The organism is Arthrobacter sp. MYb227 (genome assembly GCF_002975435.1).
Classification (GTDB): Bacteria; Actinomycetota; Actinomycetes; order Actinomycetales; family Micrococcaceae; genus Paeniglutamicibacter.
The window spans coordinates 181,758-195,920 of the sequence record NZ_PCPT01000005.1 but is presented as its reverse complement, the minus strand read 5'-3'; the positions used below and the strand labels follow the sequence as shown (position 1 = coordinate 195,920).

The 14,163-nt window shown below is 50.5% G+C and carries 9 protein-coding genes; 4 read left to right on the top strand and 5 right to left on the bottom strand.

Annotated elements, in window-relative coordinates; all coding sequences use genetic code 11:
• Positions 1-63 precede the first annotated feature (63 nt).
• The gene (gene smc / locus CQ018_RS12265; RefSeq protein WP_105550288.1) at positions 64-3,660 is read right to left on the bottom strand and encodes a chromosome segregation protein SMC; all 3,597 of its coding nucleotides are present in this window, start codon (positions 3,658-3,660) and stop codon (positions 64-66) included.
• A 138-nt stretch (positions 3,661-3,798) separates the two neighbouring features.
• Between smc and CQ018_RS12260 the strand changes: the two genes are divergently transcribed.
• Positions 3,799-4,620 carry a serine hydrolase gene (locus CQ018_RS12260; protein ID WP_105550287.1) on the top strand — a complete coding sequence of 274 codons (822 nt, stop codon included), beginning with the start codon at positions 3,799-3,801 and terminating at the stop codon, positions 4,618-4,620.
• A 24-nt stretch (positions 4,621-4,644) separates the two neighbouring features.
• Here CQ018_RS12260 and mutM read toward each other — a convergent pair whose 3' ends face one another.
• The 4 genes from mutM to CQ018_RS12240 are packed head-to-tail and all read right to left on the bottom strand — an operon-like array spanning position 4,645 to position 6,997.
• A complete protein-coding gene (mutM, locus tag CQ018_RS12255; protein ID WP_105550286.1) occupies positions 4,645-5,562 on the bottom strand; it encodes a bifunctional DNA-formamidopyrimidine glycosylase/DNA-(apurinic or apyrimidinic site) lyase in 918 nt (305 codons plus the stop codon).
• 2 nt (positions 5,563-5,564) lie between these two features.
• A complete protein-coding gene (gene rnc, locus CQ018_RS12250; RefSeq protein ID WP_105550285.1) occupies positions 5,565-6,260 on the bottom strand; it encodes a ribonuclease III in 696 nt (231 codons plus the stop codon).
• Positions 6,261-6,269: 9 nt separating this feature from the next.
• Entirely contained in the window at positions 6,270-6,473 is a 204-nt protein-coding gene (gene rpmF / locus CQ018_RS12245) for a 50S ribosomal protein L32 (protein ID WP_007273166.1), read from the bottom strand.
• Between the two features lie 2 nt (positions 6,474-6,475).
• Complete coding sequence (locus CQ018_RS12240; protein ID WP_105550284.1) at positions 6,476-6,997, bottom strand: DUF177 domain-containing protein; 522 nt, start codon at positions 6,995-6,997, stop codon at positions 6,476-6,478.
• A 199-nt stretch (positions 6,998-7,196) separates the two neighbouring features.
• Between CQ018_RS12240 and CQ018_RS12235 the strand changes: the two genes are divergently transcribed.
• The 3 genes from CQ018_RS12235 to CQ018_RS12225 all read left to right on the top strand — a co-directional run bounded on the left by CQ018_RS12235 (position 7,197) and on the right by CQ018_RS12225 (position 14,020).
• The gene (locus CQ018_RS12235; protein WP_181149866.1) at positions 7,197-8,369 is read left to right on the top strand and encodes a CDP-glycerol glycerophosphotransferase family protein; all 1,173 of its coding nucleotides are present in this window, start codon (positions 7,197-7,199) and stop codon (positions 8,367-8,369) included.
• Positions 8,370-8,477: 108 nt separating this feature from the next.
• Positions 8,478-9,689: a CDP-glycerol glycerophosphotransferase family protein gene (locus CQ018_RS12230; RefSeq protein WP_105550282.1), complete on the top strand. Its 1,212-nt coding sequence runs from the start codon at positions 8,478-8,480 to the stop codon at positions 9,687-9,689.
• Between the two features lie 713 nt (positions 9,690-10,402).
• A complete protein-coding gene (locus CQ018_RS12225) occupies positions 10,403-14,020 on the top strand; it encodes a CDP-glycerol glycerophosphotransferase family protein (protein ID WP_105550281.1) in 3,618 nt (1,205 codons plus the stop codon).
• Positions 14,021-14,163: the final 143 nt, after the last annotated feature.

The window sequence follows — 14,163 nt, the reverse complement described above, 5'->3', positions numbered from 1 at the left end:
CTTTTGATCCGACCTGCTCGAATTTGATGATCTGCGCGTATTTTCGAACTAGTGGCTGTGTTATTAGGGATTCGCACTTGTATTTAAGTCCCGATTGCGTTCGATACGTTGGCTGATGACCTTTGAGACACCGTCACCTTGCATAGTTACCCCATACAAAGCATCTGCAACTTCCATGGTGCGTTTCTGGTGCGTAATCACAATCAGTTGGCTTGATTCACGCAATTCCTCAAAGATTGTCACCAAGCGTCCAAGGTTACTGTCGTCAAGGGCAGCCTCAACCTCATCCATGACGTAGAAGGGCGAGGGCCGCGCTTTGAAGATGGCCACAAGGAAAGCAACCGCGGTTAGCGAGCGTTCACCACCCGATAGCAGGGAAAGACGCTTAATCTTCTTGCCAGCGGGTCTGGCCTCAACCTCAATTCCGGTAGTGAGCATGTTCTCTGGTTCGGTCAACACGAGTCTGCCCTCCCCACCTGGGAATAATCGAGCAAAAACTCGTTCAAATTGAACAGCAGTTTCCTGATATGCCTCGGTGAATACGCGTTCAACCCGATCATCAACGTCCTTGATGATGTCTTGTAGGTCCTTGCGGCTTTTCTTTAGATCTTCAAGTTGTGTGGCGAGGAATTGATGGCGTTCTTCTAGCGCCGCAAACTCTTCAAGGGCTAAGGGATTGACCCTACCCAGCGCGCTTAGGTCACGTTCGGCCTGTTTTAATCGCTTTTCTTGCTCAACTCTGTCAAAGGCAATTCCCATTGGTACGGGTTTGCCCTCTGCATCGACTTCGAGTTTCAGCTGTGCCCATTTGTCGGCAGATTCATTCTCCTGTGGAACTGGCATATGGGGGCCGAAGCTTTCAACCAGGTGATCGGCGGTCATCCCGAGTTCTTCAATGGACCGGTTTTCCAAAGCTTCGAGGCGTATTCGCTGCTCGGCATGAGCCATCTCTTCTTTGTGAACCACGATTGTCAGGTCCGCAAGTTCAAGATTTGCCTTCTCTGCGGTGATACGAACGGCTGCCACTTGTGTCTCAAGTTCTTCGCGACGTTCTTGAAGTACTTCACGCTCACGGTCAGCCAATTGAATTGAGAGATCCATAAATGAGATAGCTCGTTGCACGTTACTTGCCACAGTGCGTGCGGCCGTTGCTTGTTCTTGGCGAATTTCTGCCTTACGTTGCGCGTCTTCTCGAGCCTTACGTTCGGTCTGTGCCGCACGCAGTAGCGACTCAATGCGGTTGCGCAGGGCATTGGCACGTTCCTCAGCACCGCGCAATGCGAGCCGCGCATCGAGTTCTTTTTGGCGTGCGCTGGCTGCCGCCACCGCCAAGAGTTCATTATCTTGGCCGCGGTCTGGTTCATCCTCGGCGGTTTCGCTGGCAAGCTCGAGCCGTTCGTTGAACACCGCAAGTTTTTCCTGCTCTACTTCGAGTTTCTCTTGGGCCACGGTAATTTGCTGCCCAATGCGGTCCTTTTCCCCTTGGCTTTGGTTCAGCAACTCCCCTAAGTGGGCAAGCCGCTCGCTCACCGATTTCATATGCGCGTTGTGGTCATTGCGCCGTTGAAGAGCCTCGGTTGCTGCGGATTGTGCATCCGCAAGTTTATCGGCAGCTTTGCCCACTAACAAGCGTAAATTCCTAAGCTCAGTCTTGGTTGTAGCCTGGGTGCCTTCGGTTTCGGCGATTGCAGCGTTTTGTTCAATTAGCGATGGTGCTGCGGCGTTTCCGCCGTGTGAATGGCTAATACCCAATACATCACCATTACTAGTTACTGCAGTGGCACGCGGCTCTTGTTCCAGAAGCATGCGGGCCTCGGCAATATCACGAACGATAAACGTGGTTGCCAGTATTTTTTCCAAGGCATTGTGTAAGGCACCGGTGGAGGAAATCGCCGCGATGGCGGGTCTGCCGCAGGGTGCAACTAGAACTTGGTCCAAGGATTCTTGGGAGTCTCGCGAAACTAGGTGAACTCTTCCGCCCTCCTGCCCACCCAATTCCTCAATGATCTTCAAGGCGTTGTCTAGTTTTTCAACTGCCAGGGCTTCTGCTGCTGGCCCCAAGGCAGCCGCTATGGCGACTTCATACCCGGGTTCAACTGAAATGAATTCTGAAACCCTGCCAAGTAATCCCGCTGGCTTACTTTCCAACAGGTCTTCCGTGGCATCCTTGCGCATTGCACTCATCTTGAGTGCTTCGAGCCGTCCTTGTGCGGAGCTCAGCGCAGCAACGAGTTCCTGCTCGCGCTGGCGCAGTGAGCCAACTTCTGTACCTTGCGCTTCATGTTCGGCTAATGCGCGTTGATATTCAGCTTCCACGTCTTTTGCGGAATCCTGCACAGACTCAACTTCGTTTTCAAGCACGGAGTATTCGCGTTCAGTAGCTTCACGCCGGGTAGACCAGCCACCCAGCGATTCGCGCAAACGACCAAGTTCACCTTCAATGCTTTCAACACGGCTCCGAGCGGCTCCAACATTGCCAGCAAGACGGGCTAGACCTTCCCGGCGATCAGCGGCCAGCCGCAGTTGCTTCGTGTGCAGTTCTTGCTCAGCACGGACCGATTCTTCGGCTTCTGAACGAACAAGAAGCGCTTCCTCGAGGAGTTCTCGACGCATCTCAAGATTTTCTTCAAGCTCTTCGAATTCTTCTTGCAGCTTCCTGGCTTGGGCGTCCATGGCCTCCGGATTCCGGTTTTGATCAAATAAAGGAGCTTCCGATCCCAGAAGCCGGGAGCGTTCCCCGGCGATGGCACCCAGAGACCTAAAGCGTTCCCGTGTGGAAGTTAGACCGAACCATATCTCGCGGGCCTTGTTAAGCTGAGGGGTTGCGTGTGCTGCTGCAGTTTCTAGACGAGCGAGTTCGCTACGATTTTCCTCCACACGAATTTTTAGTACTTGCTGGTGTTCTCGCTGAGCAACTTCATCAGCCATTTCTTTTTCGAGCGCTTTTTGAAGCGTTACCAAATCATCAGCCATAAGTCGAGACTTTGCGTCTCGGAGATCGTATTGGACGCTTTGGGCCCTACGGGCGACCTTTGCTTGTTTGCCCAATGGAGTGAGCTGACGTCTGATCTCATTGGTGAGGTCTTCAAGCCGGTTGAGATTACCCTGCATTGCGTCGAGTTTACGCACGGTCTTTTCTTTGCGGCGCCGGTGCTTGAGCACTCCGGCTGCTTCTTCAATGAATCCACGGCGGTCTTCCGGGGTCGCATGGAGAATACGATCCAATTGGCCTTGGCCGACAATGACGTGCATTTCCCGGCCCAGCCCGGAATCAGAGAGAAGTTCTTGAATATCAAGTAAACGACAGGCATTGCCATTAATAGCGTATTCGGATCCACCGGCACGGAAGAGCGTGCGGGAAATGGTGACTTCAGCGTAATCAATTGGCAGTGCGCCATCTGCGTTGTCGATCGTCAGTGAAACATGGGCTCTGCCCAAGGCTCCCCGGCCGGAAGTACCAGCAAAGATCACGTCTTCCATCTTGCCGCCGCGTAGAGTTTTAACACCTTGCTCGCCCATCACCCAGGCTAGAGCGTCAACAACGTTCGATTTGCCCGAACCGTTTGGGCCAACAACAGCTGTCACACCCGGCTCAAATTCAAACGTCGTTGCTGAAGCAAACGACTTGAACCCACGAACTGTGAGTGATTTCAAATGCACGTGGGGGCGTCCTACGTTCTAGATGGCTAAAGTGGACAAGGAAGTCTGCTTCCATAATAGTCGGCGAACCGGCTCTCTTAGGGGAAGCCGTTCCAGTAACCGCTCGTTCCCAGCATTGATTCAAGGAGAACCAATCTAATGCAAAGCCTCAAGACCATCGATTCATGGCCTTCCGAGAACGCCGCCAGTGCGGTAATCGCCAAAGATGGTACGGTGTTGGGCTCTCATGGCGAACTAAACAGAAAATTTTCCTTGGCCTCTGTTACCAAACTTCTGAGCGCCTATGCTTTCCTGCTTGCAATCGAAGAGGAAGCGTTTGATTTGGACACCCCGGCAGGCCCAGAAGGATCAACAATTAAGCATCTTTTGGCTCATACCTCGGGTTATGATTTTGCCGACAAAACCGTCAGGTTTGCCCCCGGTGCCCGCCGTTTGTACTCAAACGTTGGATTTGATGTGCTGGCAGAAGCATTGGAGTCAGCAACCGAGATGAGCTTTTCCGAATACCTGACCGAAGCCGTGCTCGAACCGTTGGGCATGACTTCTACTTCGGTGGATGGCAGTGCTGCTGCAGACGGTATATCAACCGTTGCTGACCTGTTGAAGTTTGCTGCGGAGCTCCAGACGCCGAAGTTACTGGCGCCCGAAACCCACTACCTGGCAACTCATGTGGTGTTTCCTGATCTTACGGGTATTTTGCCAGGCTATGGCCGGCAAAAGAACAATGCGTGGGGTCTTGGCATGGAGATCCGTTCTGAAAAGTCTCCCCACTGGACTGGTTCACAAAACTCACCGGAGACCTTTGGCCATTTTGGCCAAGCCGGGACGTTCCTATGGGTTGATCCTGTCCTTGAAGCTGCCTGCGTAACTCTCACCGATAAGCCCTTTGGCCCTTGGGCGGTTGAAGCGTGGGCTCCGTTTAATGATGCTGTAGTCTCCGAGCTGCAGACGGCTCGCTAGAGGCTCTTCGGTGTGGGCGAAGCTCTAGCGAGGCTTTCGCTGACACCGTGGGCAGCTATAAGATGAGCGCCCCATGAAGGCGTCCCTACGGATCAACGTGACGAATCCTGCCCCGGCACAGCGGTGGCAGGCCTCGCCTTCGCGACCGTAGGCGTTCAACGATCTATCAAAGTAGCCGGAAGCTCCGTTGACGTTGACGTAGAGCGCGTCAAAGCTGGTGCCCCCGGCTTCCAACGCACGACTCATGACATCTACTAGTGCGGCATAAAGTCGCTCTACATCCGGGCGCCTGATTGTTTTGGTTGAGCGCAAGCCATGGAGTTTAGCTTGCCATAGCGCTTCATCCGCATAGATGTTTCCGACACCGGAGATCACTTCTTGATCCAGTAGCGCCCGTTTCAGTTGCGTATTGCGTTTGCGCAGCGCCTGGTAGAGGGAGTCCGCGTTGGAGACTGGGTCAAGAATATCTCGTGCAATATGCGCTGCGGCTTCTGGAATGAACGGTTTCCCGGAGCCTACTCCCCCGGCAAGGCCATCTTTGGTTGGCACCAAAGGCGATAGAAACATCCCGCCGAAGATCCGTTGATCAATAAAGCGCAGTTCGCGTGGTTTACCGGTTACAGGCGAAAGCGAAAATCTGACTTTGAGGTGCTTCTCGTCCGGTTCTACGGATTCTTCAATAAGCAACTGACCGCTCATCCCCAAATGCCCTACCAACGCCGTGGGTGTGGTGAGGTTATCTAGGAGCATCCAAAGGAACTTGCCACGGCGCACGGCGGCGGTGATTTGGGATCCGACCAGCTGATCCCCAAAGTCTTCGATTCCGGCTATATGCCGGCGGATGGATCGCGGATCAAGAATCTGTGTAGCTTCGACGGTGCGCCCAACGACCCAGTCGTCAAGCCCACGCCGAACTACCTCAACTTCAGGTAGTTCAGGCATGGTTACTTATCAGCGGTATTTCCAGCATTGACCATATTCCAAGAAATTGATGCCGACTCTTGTTCGGCTTCCTTTTTGGATGGTCCGGTACCTTGCCCATAGGGTTTTCCACCAATGTGAAGAACCGCTACATAGGTACGTGCATGATCTGGTCCGGAGCCCGTGACTTTGTATTCAATAGTGCCAAGCTTGCGGGCAGCTGCAACTTCTTGGATCGCTGTCTTCCAGTCGGTTCCGGCACCCAAAACTTCAACGTCTTGAAGGAGCGGAGCGACTAGTCGCATTACCAATTGACGGGCAATTTCAATTCCATGGTTAAGGAAGGTTGCACCAATCAATGACTCCATGGTGTCGGCAAGGATTGAAGATTTATCCTTGCCGTTAGTGAGCTTTTCACCCTGGCCTAGCAGGATAAATTCACCAATCCCGATGGAGCGGGCAATACCAGCAAGTGCACGCGTGCTGACCACTGCGGATCGGCGCTTAGCCAAATCGCCTTCGGGCAAATCTGGGTACTGTCGGTAGAGGTGATCCGTGACGGCAAAACCGAGCACCGAGTCACCTAAGAATTCGAGCCGTTCGTTGGTGGGGATACCACCGTGTTCGTAGGCGTAAGAACGATGTGTGAGGGCAAGACGAAGCGTCTCGGAGTCAATATTGACTCCGAGACGCTTCAAAAGCTCTTCTGTTGAAGGCATCAGACAGACTTACGCGTCTGCGACCTTGCGACCCTTGTATTCAAGGAACAGCTCGGTGCCTGCGGAATCCGTTACAACCTTTGCCTGGTGCGGCAGGCTGTAGGTGACGCGGCCATTTTCCATGGTCTTCACCAGGGTAGGCGCGGTTGCCTTCCACTGTGCGCGACGGGCGCGAGTGTTTGAGCGGGACATCTTCCTCTTAGGAACAGCCACGGCTACTTCTCTTCTCTCTCGACTGAATGTGTACTCTGTGTCGCGTCCTCTGCGACGATGTCGGACAGCCCGGCAAGCGCTGCCCAACGAGGATCCAAGACCTCATGGTGATGCTCAGGATCCTCATTCAGGCTTTTTCCACATTCGGAGCAAAGCCCTGCACAGTCTTCCCGGCACACCGGTTGGAATGGCAGCGCGGTCACCACTGCATTCCGCAGTACCGGCTCAAGATCAATACGATCATCGATAACCTGGTACTGGTCGGACTCTTCTTCTTCATCAGGCTCAAGTGAGTCTTCGTAGTAGAAGAGTTCTTGGATGTCGGCTTCGAAGTCATACGCGATGGCCTCCAAGCACCGGCCGCACTCACCGTCAATTTCGACAGTAGCGGTTCCGGAAACTAGAATGCCCTCGTGCACGGCTTCGAATCTCAGATCCAGATCAATTTCTGATCCTTCACGAACTCCAATAAGTGCAACACCCACTTCAGCGGGTGCAACGACCGTTTCTTCAAGGGTCGTCATGTTTCCCGGGCTGCGCCCGAGATCCTTAGTTAGAAAAACTAAGGGCGAACTGCGATCGATGTCGTGTGACGACGAACGATCTGAACGCTTTTCGCTAATGATGACTCCTGTAGAACATAGACCGACATTACATCTTAGCCTGATGCAAGATAAGAACCCAAACGGGACCCACCCCAGACTAGTCGGTAGACTTAAGCATATGTCACTGTCCCAAAGGCTCTCGCCGTTTACCGCTCGACTTGCTCACATTTTGACTGCAAAGCAGACAGTCAAGGCTCTAGCGACGCGGTCAAGTATTGAGAAAGCGCCACTGGCCATCTTCTTCGCGGGTCCAGTCGGTGACATCTATCAAGTTTCACAGTGGACCCCAGTGTTTGAAAAGATCAACACCGAGTTGCCATCCATTCTGCTCGTCAAGGACGCAAGATCTGCCTCCGTACTTGCTAAGCTCACGACTCTGCCAATTCGGCTGGCCGGTCATGCGGATGCTATCGAACCACTCGTTGATCGCCTTGGCATCAAAGCTATGTTCTATGTGAACAACAACTTAGCCAATTTTTCGGTTCTACGCCTGCCTACGGTGACTCATATCCATCTAAGCCATGGTGAGAGCGAAAAGGTCTCAATGGTTTCGAATCAGCTCAAGGCCTATGACTATTGTTTTGTGGCTGGAGAAGCATCCATCAAGAGAATCAGTTCTACTTTGCAACATTTCGATAAGTCTCGGCTGAAACTAGTTGGTCGCCCGCAGCTCGACCAGCTTTTCTCAGCAAAGTCATTCCCTCAGGTCCCGGGACGCAAAACAGTTCTTTACGCGCCGACATGGGAGGGAGACCGCCCTGCCATGGCCTACAGCTCGGTTGATTCAGTCGGGATCAAATGGGTTACGGATATCTTGCAGGAACCATCGCTACGACTGATTTACCGCCCCCATCCCAAGACTGGATCGCGGAGCAAATCAACTTTGGCGGCAAACCAAACTATAAAGAAGCTAATCGCCGAAAAAGTGTCCCAAGATCCTCAAACGGGACATCTTTTTGACATGCAACCCGACTATCACACTGCACTTGTATCGGCAGACGTTGCAATTTTTGACATTTCAGCGATGGCAATGGATTTTAGTGTCCTAGAGCGCGCTTTTCTGGTGACATGCCCGCAAAAACTTGAAGTCTCGATGTCTAGAAGTCTCCTGTGGGATGCGGCCAGAAAAATATACCCGGAGCAAGAAAAAGACATCGTCGCAATTATTCGGGAGATCTTGACCGGTGGCCCGATGCCAGGCGCATCCTCATTCGTCGTCGAACACTTCGGAAAAGTGGGTGCCGGATTCGGCCTCGAACGGTTCGCCGCTGCGATTAAGGCAGAAATTTAAATAGATTCCGTCAAGTTTCCGCGCCCCACCGCCATTCTTCCCGAAACCTTTCAGCTTTAACCCATAGTATTGTTTCTGGTCCTCAGGCATGGGGCCGAAAGGAAACCAATGAACCCCCTCAATGCAGCGAAGACGCTAAGCACTATCGTCGGCAATATCCGCCGGAAACGGAATGCTATCCAAGCAATCAATTCCTCTCCCTTAGCCTTTAGCTACCTTCCCAATGGGGATGATCGCTTTCAAGCTGCCTTGTACTTTGCAGATCAGATGGTCAATGCTTATCAACTTCGCCAATGGTACGAACCAATGCGGATGCTCGCCAAGCAAGCACCGGTCGTTGTGCTGGTCCGAAATCCAGAAACGGCCGTTGCCCTTCGCGATGAGTGTCCGTTACCTATCTTCTTTGCACCTGCTATTGCTGACATCGAGACGATGTTAGAAAGCCAAAGAATTGAAACTGTATTTTACGTCAACCAAAATATCCGCAACTTTCAAATGATGCGGTTCAATGGACCTGCCCATGTTTTCGTCAGTCATGGTGAAAGTGAAAAATCCTACATGTGGTCTAACCAACTCAAGGCCTACGACTATGTGTTTTCAGCAGGTCAAGCTGCTCGAGATCGTTTAGAAAAAAATCTAAGTAGATACAACGCGGCAGAACGCACCAAACTCATCGGCCGGCCCCAAATTGATGTGACGTACCCTGCACCGGTTCAGGTAAATCAAAATTTCAAAACGGTACTCTATGCTCCCACATGGGAAGGCGACCGCCCATCAATGAGCTATGGTTCGGCGCTTAGTCATGGCTTACCCATGCTTAAGGCTCTAGTCGCGGAAGGTAACTGTAATATTATTTTCCGTCCACATCCTCGTAGTGGAATCAATAACCGCGAATATAAGACGGCGTTGCATACCATTCGAGAGCTTTTTGAGAACTCGCAACGTGTCGGCTCCCCATCATATTTCTACGATGAGACAGATTCATGGGGCTGGCAGTGGACCGCAGCCGATGTTTGTGTGACTGATATTTCAGCAGTGGCATACGATTGGCTCGCTACTGGAAAACCAATAATTGTCACCAAGCCATCTAATCCACAGGCTGAAATTGACGAATCACCAGCTCTGATGAAAGTTCCAAACCTCACTGCGGCAGAGGCTAAAAACGCCGGCACAATAATTAGAGGCTTGATGGAAGCAACAAACCATGATTTTTACGAGCTAGTTGACTATTACTTTGGGGACACTGCACCTGGAGCAAGCATGCAACGTTTCATTAACGAATCAATGGCGATTATTTCTGAGCAAAGACAAACAACGTAAATACGCCAGATCACTTTTGGGTTCTTCCAACAGAGGAAGTCTTAAAATTTGTTTGTCAAAGTGCAGAAAAGTACGATTTAAGCATCCAAACAATTTGCGTTTCGCTTAGAAATTTGTTCTTTGCATCGCTCAGGCGCGCAATAGTACTGCGAGCTCGTTCAACTGCAACAGGACTAATCGCATGAGTACCCACCATGCCGCCCCGAGTCGCTACTGTTCATGATGCGAGAGCCACTTTTTGTCGAAGGCTACGCGCATTGAAGCGAAACAATCTGTATGCGGTGCCTTTTACATTCGTTGCTCGATCGTTCTGCTATTTAAACTATACGGGTCTATACCACGACCGGCTTTTAGCCTGATTCAACAAGTAGTCAAGTAGGGCTAGTAAATTTTAGTTTTTTCAAAGCTGCGAGTGAACAAATGGCAGATTCCGATTTTCTCTAATCTGCTTGCTAGTCTTAGAACGTATCTGGTGCAGCTACAAGGGGCTTATTTAGTGAGGTGCGTAGCCCAGCATTGTTCCCGATATTTAGAAACGTAGCCAACACTTTTTATGAATTTGAAGACTTGGCAGTTGCTCTAAGTTGCGCATCGGGTGTTCCAGAGTTCATTAACACAAAGAAGGTACGCTCAAGAATCAACGTAGGTCAGCTGCTTCCAACCAAACTAAACGCAATTAGCCCCTCCGAGCTTGTCAGGTATTGAAAACATCAATGAATAGTCCTCAGTCAACTAAACGAACGCCCAAAACGCAGCTTGTCCGACGAGGGCTGTCCAAGGCAAAGCGAATCGCCTATAACGCCGTCTATGGATTTCCAAATTCACACGTCAGGAATCAGGGGATAATTAGTGTAATCGTTCCTTGCTACAACGTAGAGCCGTACCTCGAAAAATGCTTGAGGTCGATTCTTGATCAAGATTACCCATATATCGAAGTGGTTGTTGTTGATGATGGTTCGCCCGACAATTCATATGAGATAGCCCGAAGGGTGGCAAAAAAGGATCGACGTGTCAAGATTGTTCGCCAACTAAACAAGGGGCTCGGTGGTGCACGCAACACCGGTGTTGCTTCTGCTAGGGGCTCATTCATAACGTTCGTCGACCCAGATGACACCATCTCTAAATCCGGATACTTGAAAATGGTGCAAACCCTGCACCGTACCAATTCGGATTTCGTCGTTGGCACTATGCAGCGGCAACTGGGCAGTAAGCGATGGATCCCCAAATGGGCACAAGCAGTACATGGTCAAACGCGTCTTCGAGCCGTCCTAGCAGATGATCCAAGCATTCTCCAAGATGTATTTGCATGCAACAAGCTATTCCGCAAGAGTTTCTGGGAATCAAATGTAGGGAAATTTCCAGAACGTATTCGTTACGAAGATCAGAAGCCCACAGCGATCGCTTACTCTACTTCCTCTTCATTCGACGTAATCCCAGATGTGGTATATACGTGGGTAATCCGTGAAGACGGCAGCTCCATCACTCAAGGAAAAGCCAATATAGAGGATCTGCAAGATCGCTTGAAGGTGAAGCAAAGTGTCAAGGAAGTTCTTGCTAACAAAGTTCACCCAGATATTTTTAACTATTGGCAAGCAAAAGCAATTGGTTTCGACCTTGAATCCTACTTTGAGCAGATTCCTCGCACCAATGAAACATACTGGCAAGAACTACAGGCTGGCGTTCGGGAACTTGCAACAGGAATGGATCTAAGTTCGTGGTCACAAGTTTCATTCCATAACCGGGCTAAAGCACAGGCAGCAATTCACGGAAATCGTGAAGACATCGCAATTATTCTTTCTGAGCTTCAAGAAAATGGTCGTACATTTGAGATTTCTCGTGTAAATGGGAAAACAATCTGCAGTGCTGACTACCTTGATCGTTTATCTTTCCGTTTAGCGGATGAGTACCGAGAAGCCTCCTCGATTGATCTGCTAGCAAAATTCAGGATTTCCTCAGCTACTTGGACTCCTTCCGGAGATCTCAAACTCTGCGGTTTAGCTTATGTGCCGGGATTCACTTCCTCTGAAGATAGGAGCCTGACTTTAAGTTTGACCTCTGATATCAATAAAGATGCTGCAGATCTCGATAGATTTCCTACGAAGCGCATTGACGTCATAGATGCAGATGTTGTTGTCGGTGATGCATATGCATCGCACATTAGTGACGGATTTGAATGTGTGATCCCTTACGATTGGTTTGTGCAGGCTGTTGGCTCAGGAAACAACAAATGGCAGGCTAAATTACATCTTGAGGCTTTGGGGCTCACGCTATCTGGTAATTTTGACTCCCGATCGAACTTTGGAAACGCATTTAAGTTCAATCATGCACCGCTAATCCAGGGTTCACGCTTAGCAATCACATACAACGCTGTATCAGGCATCGAAATCCGAGCCACCGCCGAGCGCCCAATCATCGCAGCGTTAAGTGTTACTGGCCGGGAAGCAAAAATCGCTCTCGAACCAGAGTACTTTGGCGATTCTGATAAATCAGCGGCAATCCTAGAATTATCGCATCCAGTAGCAAAAACGGTGATCATGGTACGACCCGACACGGAAGGTTCCTTTTCCTTCAGTGTTTCGTTTCCAGAACTAGACCAGCGCTATTTGCATGCAGATGATTGCTATTGGAACTTTAGGGCAGGCGTACGCGGAGGTCCCCTCAACCATTTGCAGATCGGTCAGACGACCGAAGAACTGCATTCGATGAAGAATGATTCGGATTCGCTAGTCCCGGTTCTTTCACCAAATGGCTATCTGAGAATGAGTGAAGTTGTCACTCCTGCTTTTGTCCAAGACCTCCAGATAGAAGAAGGAGGTCTTAAAGTAACAGTTTCAGCGAAACCCTCCGACGAGATAAACGGTGCGCATTGGGTTCTAGTTTCTACAAGCGGTCACCGTATCCAAGCAACAGTCACTCGTATTGATGACGAAACACTGTGCTTAATATTCTCAACCTCAATAGAGGTCAATGAGCAGACGTTATCTCAGCCTTCTGGTGGATACTCGCTCCGCCTTGTTAATGATGAGTTCTCGTATTGGCTGCCAGTCAGTCCTGGCCTGGCCGATTCGTTCCCAATTTATTCGACTTCTTCCCTGCATAACATTCGCGCAACTCGGACACCGAAAGCTGGTGCTCTCTGGATTTCGATTGATGCTCCATTAGGTTGGGAGGAACGCGGACGCTTTGCGAAGCGCAGCCTGATCCGGGAAGTGCGTGCGGCGAACTTGCCGATCGCTAACGCGACTCTTTTCGAAAGCTACGGCGGTAAGAACTGTAGTGATTCTCCTCTTGAAATTTCTAAGAAACTCTTAGAGCAAGGAGAAGGCGGCATACACTACTGGACGGTAAAGGATGGTTCTATTGCGGTACCGAACGGGACAGTCCCTGTAGTACTTGAATCTCGGCTTTATCACGAGGTACTTTCATCCGCTGCGTTTCTTGTGAATAACAATAACTTCCCATATTATTTTGCGAAGCGTCCTGGACAAACGTACATCCAGACTTGGCACGGTACGCCATTGAAGAAGATCGGTAATGACGTACCGGGTGCCAATTTATCGGTGTCTTACCGTGAGCTAATGAAACGTGAGGCCGCAAGCTGGGATCTACTCATCGCGCAGAACGATTTTTCAGCCGAGCAGCTTCCGAAATCCTTCGGATATGAGGGACGCACGATAACCTCTGGATATCCACGAAACGACGTCCTAAACAGTACTCAAAGTGCTGAAATTCGACTGAAAACTCGCTCACAACTAGGAATCCAAGACGACGAACTCGCTGTTCTTTACGCACCAACTTGGCGCGACAATCAGAAGACAGAGAGCAACCAATACAAGCTCGTTTCATATCTAAATGCAACAGAACTCCAAGGCAAGGTTGCTACACCAGTCAAAGTTCTACTCCGTGGGCATAGCAATACCGCTCAAGGCCGCTCCTCGACTGATCCGAACAGCATCATCGATGTTACGGACTACCCCGATGTCAATGATCTCTACCTAGCCTGCGACGTACTCATTACTGACTACTCATCAGTAATGTTCGATTATGTGAACACAGGCAAACCGATCCTGTACCTAGTTCCAGATCTCGAATCTTATGCTGGTGAGGTAAGAGGGTTCTATTTGGATTTCGAAGCAATCGCACCCGGTCCATTAGCACGGAGCACAAGCGAGCTCGCTACTTGGCTCTCGGACCTTCAGGCTCTAAACGCAGAGTTCTCCGAAAAGTATGAAGTATTTGCAAACGAGTTCACACGTCATGACGACGGAAACGCGTCCGAACGCATCTCAGATGAATGGGCTGCCAGTATCAGCGACGCAGAGTCTCAATAGATGAATAAACAGCAAGATTAAAGGTCGGGGGTATCCACATTTTTGTGGATACCCCCGACCTTTAATTGGCTCGGCGATTTTGATGTGCGGAAACCATCTACTTGACTCGCCGAGTCAAATCAATGACTAAACTATCAAACTCA